General features: G+C 34.1%; 15 protein-coding genes and 1 tRNA gene. 9 read left to right on the top strand and 7 right to left on the bottom strand.

The features are described 5' to 3' along the window. Positions 1–179: 179 nt before the first annotated feature. A tRNA-His gene (locus tag NEF87_RS06390) sits at positions 180–253 on the bottom strand. 137 nt (positions 254–390) lie between these two features. Here NEF87_RS06390 and NEF87_RS06385 point away from each other — a divergent pair. Both NEF87_RS06385 and NEF87_RS06380 read left to right on the top strand, forming a co-directional pair. Then, positions 391–927, top strand: a complete 537-nt coding sequence (locus tag NEF87_RS06385) for a GNAT family N-acetyltransferase (protein WP_457919133.1) — start codon at positions 391–393, stop codon at positions 925–927. A gap of 91 nt (positions 928–1,018) precedes the next feature. Next, positions 1,019–2,302 (top strand): two-component system sensor histidine kinase NtrB, encoded by a 1,284-nt coding sequence (locus NEF87_RS06380; protein ID WP_457919132.1) that lies wholly within the window; start codon positions 1,019–1,021, stop codon positions 2,300–2,302. 62 nt (positions 2,303–2,364) lie between these two features. Here NEF87_RS06380 and NEF87_RS06375 read toward each other — a convergent pair whose 3' ends face one another. Beyond that, complete coding sequence (locus tag NEF87_RS06375) at positions 2,365–3,141, bottom strand: flavodoxin family protein (RefSeq protein ID WP_457919131.1); 777 nt, start codon at positions 3,139–3,141, stop codon at positions 2,365–2,367. 418 nt (positions 3,142–3,559) lie between these two features. Here NEF87_RS06375 and NEF87_RS06370 point away from each other — a divergent pair, with 418 nt between their 5' ends. Together NEF87_RS06370 and NEF87_RS06365 are read left to right on the top strand one after the other, a co-directional pair. Continuing rightward, complete coding sequence (locus tag NEF87_RS06370; RefSeq protein WP_457919130.1) at positions 3,560–5,902, top strand: methyl-accepting chemotaxis protein; 2,343 nt, start codon at positions 3,560–3,562, stop codon at positions 5,900–5,902. A 619-nt stretch (positions 5,903–6,521) separates the two neighbouring features. Then, complete coding sequence (locus NEF87_RS06365; RefSeq protein WP_457919129.1) at positions 6,522–7,286, top strand: hypothetical protein; 765 nt, start codon at positions 6,522–6,524, stop codon at positions 7,284–7,286. 199 nt (positions 7,287–7,485) lie between these two features. On the opposite strand, the gene NEF87_RS06360 is transcribed toward NEF87_RS06365, so the two are convergent. Further along, complete coding sequence (locus NEF87_RS06360; protein WP_371805587.1) at positions 7,486–7,686, bottom strand: DNA-directed RNA polymerase subunit N; 201 nt, start codon at positions 7,684–7,686, stop codon at positions 7,486–7,488. 211 nt (positions 7,687–7,897) lie between these two features. Here NEF87_RS06360 and rpl7ae point away from each other — a divergent pair, with 211 nt between their 5' ends. Beyond that, entirely contained in the window at positions 7,898–8,266 is a 369-nt protein-coding gene (gene rpl7ae / locus NEF87_RS06355; RefSeq protein WP_371805586.1) for a 50S ribosomal protein L7Ae, read from the top strand. Positions 8,267–8,280: 14 nt separating this feature from the next. Further along, positions 8,281–8,514, top strand: a complete 234-nt coding sequence (locus NEF87_RS06350) for a 30S ribosomal protein S28e (protein WP_371805585.1) — start codon at positions 8,281–8,283, stop codon at positions 8,512–8,514. Between the two features lie 150 nt (positions 8,515–8,664). Here the strand turns inward: NEF87_RS06350 and NEF87_RS06345 are convergent, their stop codons facing one another. From NEF87_RS06345 to infB, 3 genes are all read right to left on the bottom strand, one after another. Next, positions 8,665–8,847, bottom strand: a complete 183-nt coding sequence (locus NEF87_RS06345; RefSeq protein ID WP_371805584.1) for a 50S ribosomal protein L24e — start codon at positions 8,845–8,847, stop codon at positions 8,665–8,667. Between the two features lie 12 nt (positions 8,848–8,859). Beyond that, positions 8,860–9,279, bottom strand: coding sequence for a S6e family ribosomal protein (locus NEF87_RS06340; RefSeq protein ID WP_371805583.1), 420 nt, complete (start codon positions 9,277–9,279; stop codon positions 8,860–8,862). Positions 9,280–9,462: 183 nt separating this feature from the next. Further along, positions 9,463–11,334 (bottom strand): translation initiation factor IF-2, encoded by a 1,872-nt coding sequence (infB, locus tag NEF87_RS06335; RefSeq protein ID WP_371805582.1) that lies wholly within the window; start codon positions 11,332–11,334, stop codon positions 9,463–9,465. 197 nt (positions 11,335–11,531) lie between these two features. Here infB and NEF87_RS06330 point away from each other — a divergent pair, with 197 nt between their 5' ends. Both NEF87_RS06330 and NEF87_RS06325 read left to right on the top strand, forming a co-directional pair. Then, a complete protein-coding gene (locus tag NEF87_RS06330; RefSeq protein WP_457919128.1) occupies positions 11,532–12,833 on the top strand; it encodes a GNAT family N-acetyltransferase in 1,302 nt (433 codons plus the stop codon). 143 nt (positions 12,834–12,976) lie between these two features. Further along, positions 12,977–16,129: a hypothetical protein gene (locus NEF87_RS06325; RefSeq protein ID WP_457919127.1), complete on the top strand. Its 3,153-nt coding sequence runs from the start codon at positions 12,977–12,979 to the stop codon at positions 16,127–16,129. Between the two features lie 32 nt (positions 16,130–16,161). On the opposite strand, the gene NEF87_RS06320 is transcribed toward NEF87_RS06325, so the two are convergent. After that, complete coding sequence (locus NEF87_RS06320; protein WP_457919126.1) at positions 16,162–17,079, bottom strand: alpha/beta fold hydrolase; 918 nt, start codon at positions 17,077–17,079, stop codon at positions 16,162–16,164. 135 nt (positions 17,080–17,214) lie between these two features. Here NEF87_RS06320 and NEF87_RS06315 point away from each other — a divergent pair, with 135 nt between their 5' ends. After that, positions 17,215–18,783, top strand: a complete 1,569-nt coding sequence (locus NEF87_RS06315) for an MFS transporter (protein ID WP_371805578.1) — start codon at positions 17,215–17,217, stop codon at positions 18,781–18,783. Positions 18,784–18,827: the final 44 nt, after the last annotated feature.

Below are 18,827 nucleotides of genomic sequence, written 5' to 3'. Positions count from 1 at the left end.
TCTAAGAGAAAGACGATCATGTAAAATTTTTTTACTTCTCCGACCATTTTTGCATTTCCCTAAACTTTTCAATATAAAAGTATTTTTTTTCTTATAATTTAATCAAAATGGTTCAAAACTCAAGAAATGAAATACAAATAAATGACTAAAAATTACTTTGGTTGATGTTTTGATAAGTATGGTGGCCTGAGGCGGAATTGAACCACCGCAAACGGGACCACAACCCGTCCGTCTACCACTATCATATCAGGCCAGAAAAGAAAAAAGTGGTATAAAGAACTAAAACTAGTAGAAAATAAAAATTTTTGCAATTTGCCTAGATCAATTACTTAAGAAAGCAGATAATTCCGAAAAGTTAAAAAAGAAGCAAACTGCTTTCAAGATCAATTGATGGTAAAGCAGAAACAGAAGCTTAATTTTCGACCCGCAACTCAAGAAGATCTGAATTTTATTTGTGAAGTGGAATTATTGCCCGAAAATAGCGTGTTTGTAGGGCACGACTCTTTAGAAAAACATCGAAGTTGTTTAAGCGATCCAGATTGCAGATATTGGATTGCTGAAATTCAAGAAGTAAAACAAATGACTCCGAATGCAGCGAAGAATAAAGTCGGATTCGGGATCTTAAAAGGGAACACTAATCCATATAAATGCATGGAATTGTACCGAATTGCCTTAAACGCTCACAGTAGGGGCTATGGGTCCCAGTTTCTACATTTTCTTCAAAATTTCACTTTTCAAGAATGCAGATTTCATCGGTTGTGGTTAGATGTATTGACCACCAATGCACGGGCTATTCATGTGTATGAGAAACATGGCTTTATTCGTGAAGGGTGTCTGCGGGAGTGCTCAAAGGCCCATTCGGGAAAATTTGAATCCTTATATATATACGCAATTCTGTCCCACGAGTATATAGATTTGAAATTTTAACACAAATTAGTTCTATAAAATATCATTGAAGTGAGTAGTAGTTATTTTGAGAAATTTTGAAGTTTTTAGGAATAAAGATCATATTTATTGTATGGTTGAAAATCTATCAAAGGATATCAATTTGAATTATTATCGGAATATGATTTTAAAATGGTATTTATATTCTATAATTCTATCGAGTACAATCATGTTTATCTATGGTATTATAACTCGTTCTAATTATTGGATCTTTTCATTGATAGTTTCTCTTGCATCTCTGGTTATTTTGATCATTTTAAAGCGTGGTAAGTATAACTTAAGTGTAATAATCCAAATTTTTTTTACAAATATTGCCATCTTAATCCAAGCCATGATTACGCGATCTGCTTATCTTGCGACTTTACTTGGGCTTATCCTAATCTGTAGCACAATATTGTCTTCGAATAAAGTTGCATGGGGAGTTTTTTTACTCGATATAGTCGTTGTAATCATTTACTGCATTTTTGGTATTTTTTCTTCTCAACAAACTTTTCATCCTGCAACACAGATAGCCACTGTGGACAATATTTCAGTATTGATTCCAACTTTGATAATATCTTTTGGAATATCCCAGATAATTTATCACATTTTGATCAATTTAATTCAACAAAAAGAACAGCAAAATCGCTTACTTTTAAAAACCCAAGCGTCTTTAATCCATCAAAAGAAAATTGAGTCAATCCAAATTCTCGCTGGAGGTGTAGCTCATGATTTCAATAATATTTTGACTTCTTTAATTGGTGGGGCGGAGTTATTGAAAATGGATGAGAAAATGGAGCCTGAGAGTAAAGAAATTGTACAAGATATGATTAATGCATCAAATCAAGCTAAAAATTTGACCAATACGCTCCTAACATTCTCAAAAGGAAATGTTTCTTCAGAAACCAGAAAAACTGATCTTTCCAAAATTCTTCCAGAAGTAATAGATTTTTCGATTCGAGGGAGAAAATCGAAAGTTAACCTAAACATTTCCCCAAATATACCATCCATTATGATAAATGAAGAAGAAATAATTCAGGTTATACAAAATCTCGTAATTAACTCCGATCAAGCAATGGAGAAAGGAGGTATAATTACAGTTTCAATGCAAACCATAAATACTTCTCAATTTCCAGATTTTAACTTGGAAGGAGGCAATTTTATCCATATTTCCATCCAAGATGAAGGGAAAGGTATTCCAGAATCAATTCAAGATCATATTTTTGATCCATTTTTTACAACAAAAACAAATGGAACTGGGTTGGGTTTAGCTCTATGTAATTCCATTATTCAAAAACATCATGGATATCTAAAATTTAAATCCATAATAAATAAAGGAACTGCATTTCATATTTTTTTGCCGATATTGACTGAATAGAAAAAGATTCAAGTTCTAAGTAGGGATACTATAACAATGAATCTTTTTTTAAACAATTTCCTTTACATGAAAACACTATTGATTATCCAAGCGAGTAATCCGGCCATTCCTTTTTTCCACTTTGGAGGAGAGACCTCACTAAAATACACACGATCAGAATCGAAAAAGCCATTAGATTTCCAGTAATTATATTCATATAGCATCTTTTGTTGCGATTTCCAGTAATTTTGCTGAACTTTAAAAATAGCGAGTTTGAGAATGGTGGGAGATGAAATTCTATTTGATTTTATTATTTTGGTTATTTTTGCGGTAATTTTTTGGATTGTTTTATTATATTTGGCTTGAATCTTTTCTTCATCCGGTAATACTTTCAATTTTAAACCTTGTGTTCCAATCAAGTGAAATCCCCACACATTAATGGCACTTGCTAAAGATCTGATTGCATTACGTGGATTTGAGAGTGCTGTAGTAGCTACAACGAAAGCATATTTTGCAAAATACTGGGGTCGATGAGTCGCAAAAGCAAGACGATCAATCAATAATTTCATAAGAGCACTTACATCATTAACATAGACCGGAGTTGCAAAAATAATCAAGGTTGCTTTGTCAATTTTTGATTTAATTTGAAGAAAATCATCCTTGAGGGGACAGAACATTTCTATTTTATTGAAACATGTTCTGCATCCAATACAGGGTAAAATGCGGTAGTCATTAATATATAAATGTTCGTAATCAAAGTCAAAAGTTGGATCTTGGCTTAATTGTTGTTCAATAAGTTGAGAAACTAACGCGGTATTCCCATTTTTTCTTCCCGATCCAATTATGGACAAAATTTTCATTAATTGATCTCAAGAAGGCTTACATTTATTCATATTGTTTTATCATAGATGTTTGTTAGTTCGATGTGAAATGAGTTATCCATCTATTTCAAACATGAGATAAATTCTAAAAGTGAAACCTATCCCAGTGAAAAATAATAATTGAAAAAGGAATTAATTCCTATTTTATTGAATTCATTCAATTCTTTAATTTTAATGGATTATTGATGGATCGGTTCTGCGTTTTACATTTTCGAAATTCATCTTCAAAACAATAAATATTACAACAATAAATTGTATACTTTTTCTAAAATAAATTAATTAATACCTTCCCGATTTGGAAAAAATAGTGTGGTTTTCGATAGATTGGATGTGATTAAATAATCAGAACTGTATATCAATTCTATTGAAAACTCCAAAATAAAAAGAATGATTTTCCATGAAAATACGGGTTAAAATGTTACTACTTTTAATTTGTTCAATTTTGATTACATCCTTTACTGGAACTATGATTGGACAAAAATATTCTCGAAATTATATTCAGCAAAGTTTTCGAACCGATATCTCGAAAAACCTCCATTATTATGCTTCGGGAATACAAAATGAGATCCAAAGAGCTTATTATGAATCCTTAGCCTTAGCTGATGATCCAAGCGGAGTTGCATGGTTTGAGGGCACTTTGGGTGAAAATGATACCAATCTTGTAAAAAATTTATACATTGAAAAAATGAAATTACTACTAGAGAATAATTTGACCGCTTTTGCGGCGAGTAAAGAAACTAATGAATTTTGGATAGGCGAAAACCTAATTCAAACACTTAGCGAAAACACACCTGATGATTCCTGGTTTTATGATTCCTTAACTTCGGGAATAAAAGCATCTACAAATGTTGACTCAAATGATCAATTGCAAACTACTTCCTTGTGGATTAATGTCCTTATGGGGGATGAAAATGATCCTATTGGTGTTGCAGGTATTGGAATTGAACTGACTGATCTAGTCAAGAGTTTTGTTGCAAGCAACCCTTCAGAAAATAGCATTTTGATGCTAATCGATAGTCGGGATGTAATTCAAGTCTCATCAAACAATATTTCGGGGATAGAACGAAGCGAATATTTCAAGAATAAAGATATTGTGTCTTCAGATGTTGCGGGGTTTGAGGATCAACTCGAATATATTGAAGATGGAAAACATTATATTGTTGTTGAAGAAGTATTGGCTCCTACAGATCTAAAAGTAATTCTTTTGGTTCCTGAAGAAGATTTTGTTCCAAGTCTAATTTCGCTTTCCGCCCCTGCTTTGATTGCTGCAACGATTTTATCCGTTATTGTGCTTGTTTCTGCAGTTATTTTAATTAGGCAATTCATGCAATCATTAGAACATGTAGAAAAATCCGTTCATGCATATTCAAAAGGTGATCTTCACAAAATCGAAGAATTAAGTGAAAATAACGATGAAACCACTGAAATTGTTCGAAATTTTAAAAAAATCATTAATAACGTCTCAAGTCAAACTGAAATAAATAAATTGATTTTTGATTCAACAGTCACACCTCTATGTTTTATAGATCCTGAAAATAAAATTAAAGAAGTGGGAAATTCTTTACTTGAATTAACTGGAATGAAGCGAGATGATATTGAAGGTAAAAATATAAAAATCTTATTTGAAGATCTAAAAGAATACGAATTATCACATGAAAAATATCTAAAACAAGGTTATATAAAAAATTTCAATTTTTCGCTTAAGAATGTTCTTGGAAAAAAAATCGTTGCCACCTTGAATGTAATCAAGATGCATGATAAAAATAATAAGTTTATTGGAGAATTAATTACATTTATTGATGTTTCGGATTTTCGTGAGTTAGTAAAAGAAGTAAGATTTACCGCTGATGAAGTAAAAACTATGGCCAAGCAAGTCTCCGAGTCTTCAAACCAAATTAATTTTTCTGTCCAAGATGTTTCTAATGGAACTCAAGAAATGGCAAAAGGGGCTCAAGATCAAAATAAATCTGCAATTGAGATAGTTGAAGCCGTTTCTAGGGTCAAACAAGTGAGTGAGAATATTGTTAAGAAAACAGAAACCATTGCCCATAATTCAAAAAATGGAGGTAATCTTGCTCAAACTGGAAAACATCTTATTGACGATTTGTTATCTCGGATGGATGAGATGTCTAATGGTGCCACGCAAGTCTCAGCAGTTATGTCTTCTCTTGATACTAAAAGTAAAGAGATAAATAAAATTGTTGATGTTATCGCAGGTATTGCAACAGAAACAAATTTACTCGCCTTAAATGCAGCTATTGAAGCAGCACGGGCAGGAGATGCAGGTAAAGGATTTGCTGTAGTTGCTGAACAAGTTCGTAAACTTGCTGAAGATTCAAAACAAGCTGCTGATCAAATAAATGATCTAATTTCAGAAATTAAAAATGAAGTTAGTGTCGCTGTCAAGGAAACCACATCTACTGAATCAGCAATCAACAATGGTAAAGTTGCTTTAGATGAGACTGCTCTTCAATTGGAAAATCTATTTGAAATAATCCAAAAAACTGATTTTGGGATAGGTGAAGTAATAAAAAATATCGAAGAGCAAGATTCAGATATCGTGCAAATTGTTCAGGAAATAGAACAAATTAATGGAATTATTGAACAATCTTCAGGTACGGCTCAAGAATTATCATCTTCAATAGAAGAAATGGCTGCTACTTTAGAAGAATTAAGTACAGTTGCTGATGAGCTAAACACGGGATCTTCCCGTCTTTATAATGAAATCCAAAATTTTTAGATTTCTTTTCATTTCTTCGTATTTTTTAATTTTTTTTTCAAAATTATTACATTCAGATTTCAATACAAGATGTGGAATGTGGTATTCCCAAGACAATTCAAGAACACATTTTTAATCCCTATTTAAAACAAAATCGTATGGAACGGGTATGGGTTAAGCTTTGTGTAATTAAATTATTCAAAAACATCATTGCTAACTGAAGTTTTTCTCAAAACTTTATATAGGGTCCATATTTCACATTTTTTTTTTCAATAGAACTCTGAAATTACTAGCAAAAGAACCAACCTTAATCAAATTGACTTGCACCAATTAATTATCAGGCTAATCAAAAATCATTCAAAACTCAATCTTTTGTAGAAATTGTATTTGCACTGTAATAGTTTTTTATAAATTTGCTTTAATTGTTAATTTTACATAAAAAATTTCGAATTCTATCCACTTTTTATACATTCTGAAATAATTTAATTCATCTTGGACCCAAGGTCGATCAAATTGAACAACAAGAAATTTCTGGTATGACTTTGACTAACCTAAATCTATTTACGAAAGAAAGCATATATGTATAAATGACTAAATTAGTACTGATAATAAATTAACATCAGAAATGGAGTAGAAAAAAATGGTAAAAATATTATCTTTGATCGGAGGATTATTAACTGCTGCAGGGGCGGTGCTTTTCTTTAATTTTACAAGCATTTTGATGGCTGGGGACGCATCAATTCAAGCATTTTTTGAGAGCGCCTCAATAAATTCCTTTGGGATGGTGGCAATCGCACAAATTGTTGTGTATCTTGGGATGATTTTGGTGTTCATTTCGGGATTTATAAAAACAAATAAAATGTTGGTTGTAAGTGGGATTTTTGGGATATTGGCAAGTTTGGGTTGTCTTGCTACATTTATCATGGTGGACCCTTCAAATACTGCATATGTTTATGGGCCTCCTTATTGGTTATCCACTATTCTGTACGTGATTGCTGCACTCTTAAATTTTATTGGATGTATTGGGTTACGAAAGAAGAATAAACTTGCTTTGATAACCGCTCTTCTTCTGTTCTTAGGATCAATTGTTTCACACATCTATTTTGGATTTATCGCAGGTGCGATGGCAGGAGGAATAAATGAATCCTTTGTAATTGGACATATGCTCTCTCTCGTAGGTTTATATGCGGTCTTTTTCATTCATTCCTTTGTGTTCTTTTTCACGAAGAAAAAATCGTGGTTACAAGGAGAAGGAGGATCTATGGATGATGCTTATTCTGTGAGTGGAGGGAGTGCCTTTGCCAGTTATGTGCCCGAAGATGATGCATATGCACTTGGGGGTAGTTCTGGTAAAAAGAAAAAGAAGAAGAAGAAAGGTGGCGACGATTTCGATTTTAACTTTTAATCAAAATTATTAACTTTCAAATTCTCTAACCTTTTTTTTCTAAATTATTCGATACAATCTCTGGTAGCAACAGGTTCGATAAACCTTCTGGAGTATAGATTTTGTAATAAATAATTTTTGCATCGGATGAAGATTTAGATACGATTAAAATATTTACGTAGGATCAATATAAAGAATAAAAACAAATGATGAAAAAATATTATTGGAGTCGGTTAAAATTAAGTAAGTCATCAACAATTTCTACATGAGATGTTAACATACGTTTGCAACAGAATCGTCGAATGCCCAATTTTTCCCAGATTTCATTGATGGGAATTCCTTCAGCACGCATTTGCATATAGGGTTCGTATTTATCCGAAATAGGTTTGCCACACGAAAAGCATCGAACGGGAATAATCATAAGGTTTTCAATACTGCATTTAAAAAAAAATTTGTGGTTTTCGTGCGACTTGCTTTCCATGAAGGTTTTATTTCGCATTTTCTACCAGTTGGGTCGACGAAAAAAGAAAAATTTTTTTTATATGCTAATTTTAGGATCATGTTGGTTCGTTTCAAAAACCAATGATAAAATGATAAGCGTGTTTTGCGCTTTGATTGAGGTTTAACAAAAAATGTCCTACATAGATTTTGAAGCTCCTGATGAGCTTAAGAATAAAACTCTTGATTTTGTCAAGAAAGTTACCGATAAGAATGGTAAAGTTCGAAAGGGAATGAATGAAAGCACCAAAGCTATTGAACGCGGTATTGCTAAAATCGTCATCATTGCTGGGGATATCTCTCCTGCCGAAATTGTGATGCACCTCCCAAAGATTGCTCAAGAAAAGAAAGTACCCTATACATTTGTTAATACAAAAGCTGAACTCGGAAAGTCCGCCGGTATCACCATCCCTTGTTCTGCTCTCGCTGTTTTAGATATTCCTAAAGAAGCAGAAGCAGATTTAAAAGCCATAGTAAAAGATGTTAGCGCACTCCGAAAATAAGGTGAGAGTGAAAAATGGCTAAAAAAGATAAACAGCAGAATGATGATCGATTTCAATGTTATGCCCAAGTGATCCAAATTGTGGGTCGAACTGGCTTAACTGGTGAAATTTTACAATGTAAAGTCCGAGTACTAGATGGTAAAGATAAAAACCGTATTGTCACTCGAAATATTAAAGGTCCCGTTCGCAAGAACGATACAATTGTTTTACGTGAAACAGAACGTGAAGCAAAACGAATTCGAAGATAAGTTTATCTTTAGAATTAATTTCTTTTTTTTTTAACTCGCTTCTGTGCAGTACTTTGATCTGAAAAGTCTGATTTTGGAAATTAAATTGTGTTAGTTCAATTAGAGAATATCACAAGATAGAGAAAAAAAGAAAAGATATTTTTGAAAATCTTATTTTTGTCCGAAATATTTTGTCCAACGGACTTTTCGGGCAGGTTTTTTGAATTTCAATTTCATTTTTCGACATTTAGGGGTGCAAAATTGGAAGATTGACCCATCGTTTTTGACAAATGTGGTTCCTGTACCAGGAGGAATTTCTTCGCCACAATATGAGCATTTTAAGACTTTGACCATTTGTTATTCACCTTACTCTGCTTTCTCTTCTTCGCCTTTCGCTTTGAAGAGTTTTTCTTTACCATATTTCACAACAATCGTATTGACTTGAGTCATATCATCGGTAATTTCATTTCCACGCACAATTTTTCGGCGTTTTTCTCCATGCTTTTTCGGCACGTAACATGGACCTTTGGAAAGTAAAATTCGCTTTTTAGTAGGACCGTGTACATCTTTTCGAATTGGAATTCCGCCTCGATCGCTTCCCCCGGTTATTTTTAATTCATAACCCGGTAATCCAATTAAAGCTCCATTAAATGTTTCGCCTACTATCTTGCCAACAAGTGTAAACTTGTTTTCTTCTAAGGTGATGACTTTTGTTTGTCCCCGAAATTCTTCGGGTGCGTCTTTACCAGCAGACACATTAATTTTAAATTGTCCTTCATCGGCCATAATAAATCATACTCCAGCAGTCAGGTCATTGTTTAACAATGTACCCGGACCAAGTTCACCGCAAATTTAATTCTCAAATTTGGGTTAGTCTTTTTCAAGACTTTTCGAACAAGAGTAGGTGTTAAAATACAACAAATTAAAAAAAATTTATGTTTTTAAAAAATGAATCTTAAATTATTGCGCTTAAGCGGCCCAGTAGGAATTATTTTCCACTTTCCGCATAATTTTGACGTATTCGATTAGAATTTCTAATGTATCGGGGGTAATATCATCTCGAAACCGGGTGCGGAGCTGTCGAATATGTGCTTCGGGAGATTTGATATATAACGTGTCTGTTTCGAGCAAATTTCGTCCTAAAACTGCTCCATTGATTGAAATTGCTACTTCATCTCCCTTCGTTGCATCATGAACAGGTTTATTATTCTTTGTGATTGAGTGGAGGGTTCCTATAACCTTTCCATTTTGGTTGATCAATCGCATTTTAGGGATAATCTTTCCTCCTTCTACTGTTACTCCAATAACTACAGGGTTTGATCGTCGAAAAATATATTGAGGCATAATCGTGAGTTTTCCTGGCATAATCAGTTCTTTCATGATATGTTCGACTTCATCACTACGACGTTGTGCCATATATTCTTTATATTCTTCCACAACTCGATAGACTACTGGGCTGGAAAAGACCCGAATTCCTTGATTGGCTGCTTCTAATTCTGCATCGGGTAAAATTTTCACATTGAATCCGCAAATTTGGCCTGAAAATTCATCTACCTCGCGAGCTGCTACTGCATCGGAAACATCTTTTTTCGTAATTGGCCCTACAGCTGCTTTTCGAATTGGAACCTTATCTTGTCGAAACAATCCTGCTGCCGCTTCAAGTGACCCGAGTGTGTCGGCCTTTAAAATGATTCCTTCATCATCTGTTTCAATATTAATAGCTTCCAATTCTTCTCGAACACGCTCAATGACTTCTTCTAATTCTTCATCTGATTCAACTGCATGAATTGGGGCACCCGCTACCACATCTTCGATATCGGGGGCTAAAATTTTTACACCTGATGCCGCATATATGATATCATTTTGTAGAAATTTCTTGGAAGGATCCCGAATTTCATCCATATCTCGAGGGGTTAACAATGCCCGAACATGAGAAACAATTGGGCCATTTAGTCCTCCAACGACGATCTTCTGACCTTTTCGAAGATGTCCATCAAAGATAATTGTATCTAAGGTAATGCCGTACCCAACTTCCTTTTTCACTTCCAAAACAACCCCTTGGGCGGGACCATCCGTATACTTTATTTTTTTTTGTAGGTATTGTTGAATAATTCCGAGCAACACAATCAAAATGGTGGGAACACCTTCTCCTGTAAGTGCACTGGTTGGAACAATGGCCAAATTTTGTGTAAAATCGGATATTCGGTCATACCGTTCTATTCCGGGGAATCCTTCTTCATAGAACAAACCAATGGTTTCATAGATGTATTTATCAAGTAATTCTTTAGTGAATGGATTTTGTTTATTATAAGTCTCAAGAAAATCCGCATCTTTAATGGATTTCCATCCATCAATACGATCGATTTTGTTGGCGGCTAAGATGAAAGGAACTTTGCGATCACGGAGGATCCTAACGGATTCCCATGTGGTTTGAAGCGGCCCGGTAGGCATTTCAATGACTAATATTGCCGCATCTGCCACAGCTCCTCCTCGTTTCCTAAGATTCATAAATGCAGTATGACCTGGAGTGTCAATAACTAAAAACCCGGGGAGTGTGATTTTATCTCGCAATGATTGGGGCGCCTTGCAAAAATCTAAAATTCTGTCCATAGGAAAGAAGGATGCGCCGATATGTTGAGTTATTCCTGCCGCTTCTCGTTTTTGTACAACTGTTCCTCGAATATAATCTAAAAGAGATGTTTTTCCATGATCAATATGTCCCAACACAGTGATAATAGGAGCACGAATTTTTTTTGTAGATTCATCAAAAGGAGTGTCTTTTTTTTTTGTTTCCTTTGGTTGTGGTGTTTTATTCTTTTTTGCGATTACTTTTTTTGCCAAGTACCATCACCCAGAAAATTGGTTGTAACTTACATTGATGAATTTTCCATCTTTCATTAATTTTAGTTTTTCTAATGCCTCTTCTCTTTGATGAAATTTACATTTACATCTCTTTTTTAAGTTTAAAAGAATTGATTTAAACAGATATTATAAAAGAGGATGAGAAAACACTGGGAAATGATTCGATACTCAATAATTTGGTAATTCGGCCCGTAAAACCAAATGAGATTGAAGCGGTGGAACTTTGTATTAATCGGAGTTTTTCTAAAGATCCTGATAATCCATGTCGCCAAGATTTTTTCCAACAATTTGATTATGTGCCTCGCCAACGAGAAGAATTTTTTTGGGGGGCCTTCTTGGATAATAAACCTGTTGCAGGATTATTATTAATTCCCTTTCATATAATGCTTTGGTACTGCCCCCTTCATTTAGTATGCATGACAGGGGTAGGAACAGACCCTAAATATCGCCATCAAGGTATTGCTAAACACTTAATAAATCATGTTCATTCAGCCATTCAAAATGAAGGTTTTGATGGAATTGTTTTACATTCCGCAGCAGATGAATTATATCAAAAATTGGGCTATGAAACTTCCTTTAGTGAGTGGAATTTACGTATTAGCTGGACATATTCTGCTAAGTCCACATTACGGACATTAATGGAAAAAAAGGTCTCAACCGGAAAGTATGTTGAATTTTTTATGGAACATGAACTCACCGAATCCGTTTCAGAAGAAATGTATTGGGTTCGCCATCGATCAACCCAATTTGTCAAACGTCCTATCCGGTGTATTCGAAATCCCATCCATTTCCATCAGAAATTACTACAACATCTAAATAATGATGCAATTCTTGCAACGATCTATTCGGGTCGAGATATTCGAGCATATGCGCTTGCGCGTTATGATGGAAATAATCTTCGCATTTTTGAACAATATTCTTTAATGAATGATCCAGATGATTTTCTTTTATTGTGGCAGGCCTTATTGGAAGAATATAATTCGCCCTCGTTGGTTTTAGAAATAAAAACATATCCAACAGATACAGAAGTATTCGCTTTGGGAAAGAAATTTAAATGTTCTGTAGAACGAAATTTGGATACAAAAAATATGGCCATTTTGTTTCATCCAGGGGTGATTTTACCATGGATGCAAACTACTTTTTGCCAACGCGTAGCAAATTCTACAATGGTTGATCTACAAGATAAATTCTTACTTCAAATTGAAAATTCGCGATTTCTCTTTCGTATAACTCGAGAAATAGTTTCAGTAAATGAAATTGATCTCTCACCCACTTCTATTGATTTTACTAATCTTCCAATATTTCAGTTAACTAAAAAGCAATGGATCGCTTTAACTTTCGGATATAAGACAATTGAAGATATCTTTGATGAAATTATTCCAATTGGTAAAGATGCAGAATATGAGATGTACAAACCTATTCTTAATATATTATATCCCGATTTAAATCCTGTTTGGGATTATTTTGAACCTCTTTAAAAATTCAAATGAAAGAAAAATGAGGGAAATTTTGATTGTTTTTTATTTTAAATAGACGTCTAGGGTAAATTTTTTAGGCGCAAGGAAAAATCTTAAAGTGAAGAAAAACAAGAAATGTTTATTCGCGTACGAGGTAATAATTTATGTCTCTTAAAGAACACACAAAAGAAATATACGGGCGCTATGGCTTAACTGATGAAGAATTTAAGGCCTACCTAATATTTTTGGGTTATCCCCAATTCACAGTTTCAGAAGTCGCCGGTGTTTTAGGAAAAGAAGAACCCAGCGAGATACAAACGATAGCTGATAAATTGGAAAGCTTAAATTTCATAAAAAAGATTCCAGGAATTGTTGATCGATATATTCCTCTCGAACCCTATTTGGAGATGTTTAATAAAGAATCTGCTACTTTTCGGGAAGAAATTAGTCAAATTAAAGATTCAGTGCTCACAGATCAATCATCTCGTTTTGAAAATTTGGATGATATTGAAAATTCTGGCGTTCAAGCAATAAATACAAGCGTCTCCACTCAAATTGATGCATTCTTTAAAGAAAGCGATACTAATGATGTCGATAAAAAGAATGTTATAGAATCTGCTCGTTCTCGTTTGGATACAACGAGCATTGCTTTAATGGATACAGTCCAAAACCAGTTATTTGAATCTCGAGATAAGTTTACTAATACTCGCACTACTTTCTCGGATGAGGTTAAGTCGAAAACCCATACATCGCGGGATCGTTTTGAATTGACTGCAAAGGAAGTTGAAAATAACATCCAAACTAATTTATTTGCAGGACGGGATCGCTTTGAAAAAACAGGTAAAGATTTAGAATTGCATTTACAAACTAAACTATTTGCAGGACGAGATCGTTATGAAACTACTTCTAAAACTCTTGAGTCCGATCTTCACACCCATGTTGATACCCATGATAAGAATGTTAAAGACACGGTCAATGCACGACACACTGAATCCACAAAAATCTGGGATTCAAACACCCAGAAGTTTACTTCTGATAATTCCGCATTAAATGCTCAATTGACTGATACCTCCGCTCAACATGTCACTCAAACTCAAGCCCTTGAAAAAAACCTGCATACCATGGTTGATAGCTTAAATTCTCAGCTCAAAGAAATCTCTGAAGGATTCAAATTAAAATATGATGGTGGAATTCAAGATCAGAAAACTACTCTTAATAAAATTGTGGATGATCTTCTGAAAGATTTTGCAGATCGTGTTAGTAAGCTCGAAATTGAATGTAAAAAAGATTTAGATGAACACGTCGAACATCATAAAGAACATGCTGACGGTTTAAAACCAGATTTGGAAGAAATATTGGATAAATATATTTTACGAATGAAAAAAGTGGTAGAAGCTTTGAAAAACGAATTTTCTTCGCTTCTTGGTAACCATGTCTCCAATTTTGATGCCACTAGCGGAAAATTACGTGATCAAATTAATGCAAAGTTAGATTCTCGTCACGCTGATTTGGCGGGGCAGGTTTTGGAATTCAAAAAGAATACTGTTGAGTTAATGGATAATTTAAAGGATACTAGTGATAGATATTCGGAATTGGCTCAAGATCTTGCCAAACGAGGTAGTGCTTGGAAAGCTTTGTTATTTGGGAAACATAAAAACTTCCTGGATCGTTATACTGAGATTCAAGACCGAATTGGAAGTATATCTGGCAATATGAAATCTAATTTTGAAAATAGTACGGCCAAATATATTGAAGAAACGGGCGAAACCACAAATTTACTCAAATCTGAACTCGATTCTTTTGTTTCAAAGAAAAATCAAGAATTCAAAACTGAAACGGACTCATTAGATGGGGATCAAAAAGAAAAACTCGAAGCAGAATTGGAAGGCTTAGCCAATGATCTCTCGGGAGAGATTAATGGTAATTTACAACATAACATCAAACATTGTCAAGATACTACAATAAAATTAAAAGATTCTCTCGAAAATTCTTTACATACTCATCATGAAGAATATGAATTTGCAATCAATAAGTATCGCCAAACTGGTTTGGGACATAACGATGAGTGCAATACCAACGTAAATGAGAAAATTAAATTATGGTATGATGCAATGGATAAGGAACATCTCCGGATCAAAGGTGATGCTTCCAATGAAATTGCAACTCAAATTCGCGATATTAATGATCACTTGAAGAAAACTACTGATAAAAACTCTCTTCATTCTGCAGATTTCGATCGAGATGTAAAAGATGTCAAAACTGAACAACGCAGAATTTTTGATGAATTAATTCGTAGCACAAGTGATGATTTTCGCAACTGCAAAACCAATATTTCCGATAAGATCAATGGTGAAATCAATTTAATCAAAGGAGAAATAAAGGATATGGATGAATTTGTTCACCAAAAAGTAGATGAGCAAATTTCTCTCTTCAAAACTGAAACTCAAGCAATGAATGAGTTCCAACATCAGAAACTCGATGATCAAATAACTTTATTCCGCCAAGAAATTGATGAAATTAATACAAAACAACAACAAGAAATTGATACTCACATTCAAACTTTCAAAGATCTGATCGCATCTTTGGATGATAAACAGCATGTTGATTTAACCGGTCAAAAAGATCTGTTCACCGCTGAATGTAGTGCCATGGAAGAAAAATTACACTCTATGCTAGAGAAGCATAAAGCAGAATATCAAGAGAATGCAACCCATTTGCAACAAGACTTGTCTAAAACAATCCAAACCAACATTCAAGATACTAAAGATGCAATTGCTGATTTTACCTTAAATTTCATGAATGCGATTGACACCGGGTTTGAGAATGCAGAAGAAAATGAAACTGCTTTAACTGATATAAAAAATGCTGCAATGCAAGTAGAACCTCTTGGAAATAGTGCAACTTGGCACGTATTTGGTACTAAATCTTTATTGGAGTCAATCATTGCTGCCATGCACCGGACAAAAAGCACTATTACTATCGTCTCTCCTTCGGTGGAACCTAAAATATTGGAAGCCTTATCTCAAGTGGCCTACATGAAGAAATCTGCTCGCTTTTTATATACTACGAGTTGGGATATGGCTACATTCGGAGAAATTGTGCAAAAAATGAAAGTATTAGGGAATATACAATTTAGAAACTTGAAGAATGCGAATGATTTTTATGCTGTCTCACGAGATGGGGAAGAAATCGTACTCTGTCCAAAAGCGAAGGATGAAAAGGATTTAATTGCTATCGTTTCTGTTCAAGAAGGCTATGCACAAATCTTCGGAAGTTTTATTTATCCTATCTTCCAAGCCAATTCACGTCCAATTTAAACCCTTTACATTATTTTTTTCTTCTTTCCTTTCTATGATGTTAATTGCTTGAGTTTTTGGCTAATTTTACTGATACTCATATTTTCCTTGATCATTTCTGCTAATTTCTGGGAAAGATTTTTTATTATACGTATTGTATTTTGATCCACCTCTAAAAATTGGCGAATCAGTTTTTTTACAGCGAAAAATTGTTCCACAATGACGGTGTGTGTTTCACCTTCGAAAAGTTCCAAATGAGAATTAAGAATTAGGTTGGCAGTTGTTTTATAATATTCTTCCGAAGCAAATTGATCGGCGGTGCCCCCAATGATTAGAGTGGGGGCTGATATTTTTGAGAGATATTTTCTTCGATCTTCTGAGGTGGCAAGTAAATGTTCGTAAGCATTTATGAATGTTGAGATAGGGTTCATTGTGCTTTCTTTTTTTGCCCAATCTTTCCACATTTTCAGCTTGAAAAGTTTCCGAATGATAGTATTAGAATACAAATCATTAATTTTGCGTTCTAAGGTGAATATTTTCCCTTCCTTTGCTAATTTCACTAATTGTTCGGCAAATTCGGTTCCCGGACCTGAAGTTCCATAGGCGGTCACTATTAATATTAATTTTTCAACTAATTCGGGATAAGTTGCTGCAAAGGGGAATGCGATGGAACCTCCGTATGAAACTGCCATGATTGTTGCTGGCCCAATATTATTTTTGATAATTTCAGCAAAATCTGCTGCAATGGATTCACTCGAATGCATTTTTGGGAGATTTGGATCATAGCCTAAGATATAAAAGGTGTATCCTTCAGGGACAAATCTGCTATATCCCTTAATTTGTTCTTCTGCGTCAACTCTTACATCCCACATTAAATGATGGGTTGGGGGAAAAATAATCAGCTTTTTTGACCCTGATCCTGCCTTGGCATATGGGATTTTTTTTAAAAAGAGACCCGTTTCGAAATTCATCTGATATTAAATCCAAATCATTTTTCCCTTTTAATAAAATATGTTGTGAATTAGGCATATACATATAGACCTCATTAAACTAAATTATTTGTGGAACCATAGCAATTTTATAGGAAATTACCTAAATTTAATGTAATGGATATTATCCCACCAATCAAAGTATTTTCAAAAAGCCAATGGGCTTCTATTTTTGGAGCAAATATCGTAGCAGCTTTGCTTTGGGCAAGCCATTTTGTCTTTGAGTATTTTGCCTGCTTCCGAGCGGGTCTTCCCCTTCATTATGTATTATTTGCATATATGGGATGTGTGATTGGAGGAATTTTTGCATTGTTGGTGGTCTCAAAATTAAATTTCTTTATGAGTTATATCCTATTAGTGATCTTTGATATTATTTTTGTTTCCCTTTTACAACTGGTGGAATCCCCAATACTATTGGAATTGGCTTTATTTGGTTCTGGTTTTTGTGGAAGTGCCTTTGCAGGATTGATGTTCTCTCAATTGATAGTGGCTTTCCCAGATCCAAAATACAATGGACGAGCCAATGCTTTGGGCTATTTAACAATAAATTTCTTCATCATCGCATTTAATATATTTATCCTACTCGAATTGTACTGGATGAACGTGTTGATTCTTGCTATTTTAGGATTTGTTACCATTTTTTTGGTTCTTAAAGGACGGACTCAATCCACTTCTTCATTTCAATCTCGGGTTAATTTTGGAATTTACTTTCAAGCAGAAGGATCTATAATGCGGATATTGATTGCTATATTTTGGGGATTTTTCTTAACTTTACCTTTCTATTTTTCTTTTTTGTTGCTTGAATCACGCCAATTTTCTCATAAATATCCTCAATTTATGCTTATTTTATTTGTTACCGTTTTACTTTCATCCATACCAAATGGAATATTGTTAGATACAATCGGCAGACGGATTGTTATGCTTCTTGGATTGGGGATGCAAGCCTTTGCATTTATTTTACTATATTTTACTTCGAATCCGGCATTTCTCTATACAATCTTTCCGATTATATTGGGGGTGGGAATCACGATGTTTTTGACCAGTAATTCTCTATTACTCATTGAAATTTCTTTAAAGAAGTTTATCCGAGATAGTATGTCGATTGCATATATTCTTATGGGTATTGGAATGCTTCTCGCCGTTGGAGTTGGAGAATTATTACATCCTAAAATGGCTTCTGAACCCGCCCATTTTATTATAATTCTATTGTTCTTGTTTTTAATTGCTGCCATCTTGATTTCCCAAGTTAATGAAACACTTCCAACGAAAGGTGAGTTGGAATGGAAAGGAGCACTTCAGTACATTAGCATTATGTATAAATCTGGAATAACTATTTTTACTCAAGATTTCACAGAAAACGATACTAAGGATACGGAAAATCGCCAAGATTTATTAGGAGGGGCAATCGTGGCAGTTAATTCCATCATGAAAGAAGTGGCTCAAAATAAAATGCCCTTGAAAGTCTTGAAACAGGAAGATTTCACTATTTTAGTTGAGGATGGACGGGATGTTTTAGTGGTGGCTATTGCTTTAAGTGATATTAAAAAAATTCGGAGGAAGATGCAAGAATTTTTAGAGTCCTTTGAAGAACAATATGGAGAGTTGTTAAAAAAGCAAATTTCCAATGTTAAGCGCTTTGATAGCGCCTCATGCCTTGTCTCAGCGTATTTCCAGCATTATTGGTAAAAAAGTATGTGCAAAAATAAATTGAAGTAAGAATTAGAAAAAAA

It is taken from the genome of Candidatus Lokiarchaeum ossiferum, assembly GCA_025839675.1.
Taxonomy (GTDB): domain Archaea; phylum Asgardarchaeota; class Lokiarchaeia; order Sigyniarchaeales; family Promethearchaeaceae; genus Lokiarchaeum; species Lokiarchaeum ossiferum.
Note: the sequence above shows the minus strand (reverse complement) of the source record. Positions and strands in the feature narration are given on the sequence as shown.

Coding starts and splice junctions, on each gene's coding strand:
- NEF87_RS06385 (WP_457919133.1), top strand. CDS start 391: ATGGTAAAGCAGAAACAGAAGCTTAATTTTCGACCCGCAACTCAAGAA.
- NEF87_RS06380 (WP_457919132.1), top strand. CDS start 1,019: ATGGTTGAAAATCTATCAAAGGATATCAATTTGAATTATTATCGGAAT.
- NEF87_RS06375 (WP_457919131.1), bottom strand. CDS start 3,141: ATGAAAATTTTGTCCATAATTGGATCGGGAAGAAAAAATGGGAATACC.
- NEF87_RS06370 (WP_457919130.1), top strand. CDS start 3,560: ATGAAAATACGGGTTAAAATGTTACTACTTTTAATTTGTTCAATTTTG.
- NEF87_RS06365 (WP_457919129.1), top strand. CDS start 6,522: ATGGTAAAAATATTATCTTTGATCGGAGGATTATTAACTGCTGCAGGG.
- NEF87_RS06360 (WP_371805587.1), bottom strand. CDS start 7,686: ATGATTATTCCCGTTCGATGCTTTTCGTGTGGCAAACCTATTTCGGAT.
- rpl7ae (WP_371805586.1), top strand. CDS start 7,898: ATGTCCTACATAGATTTTGAAGCTCCTGATGAGCTTAAGAATAAAACT.
- NEF87_RS06350 (WP_371805585.1), top strand. CDS start 8,281: ATGGCTAAAAAAGATAAACAGCAGAATGATGATCGATTTCAATGTTAT.
- NEF87_RS06345 (WP_371805584.1), bottom strand. CDS start 8,847: ATGGTCAAAGTCTTAAAATGCTCATATTGTGGCGAAGAAATTCCTCCT.
- NEF87_RS06340 (WP_371805583.1), bottom strand. CDS start 9,279: ATGGCCGATGAAGGACAATTTAAAATTAATGTGTCTGCTGGTAAAGAC.
- NEF87_RS06325 (WP_457919127.1), top strand. CDS start 12,977: ATGTCTCTTAAAGAACACACAAAAGAAATATACGGGCGCTATGGCTTA.
- NEF87_RS06320 (WP_457919126.1), bottom strand. CDS start 17,079: ATGAATTTCGAAACGGGTCTCTTTTTAAAAAAAATCCCATATGCCAAG.
- NEF87_RS06315 (WP_371805578.1), top strand. CDS start 17,215: ATGGATATTATCCCACCAATCAAAGTATTTTCAAAAAGCCAATGGGCT.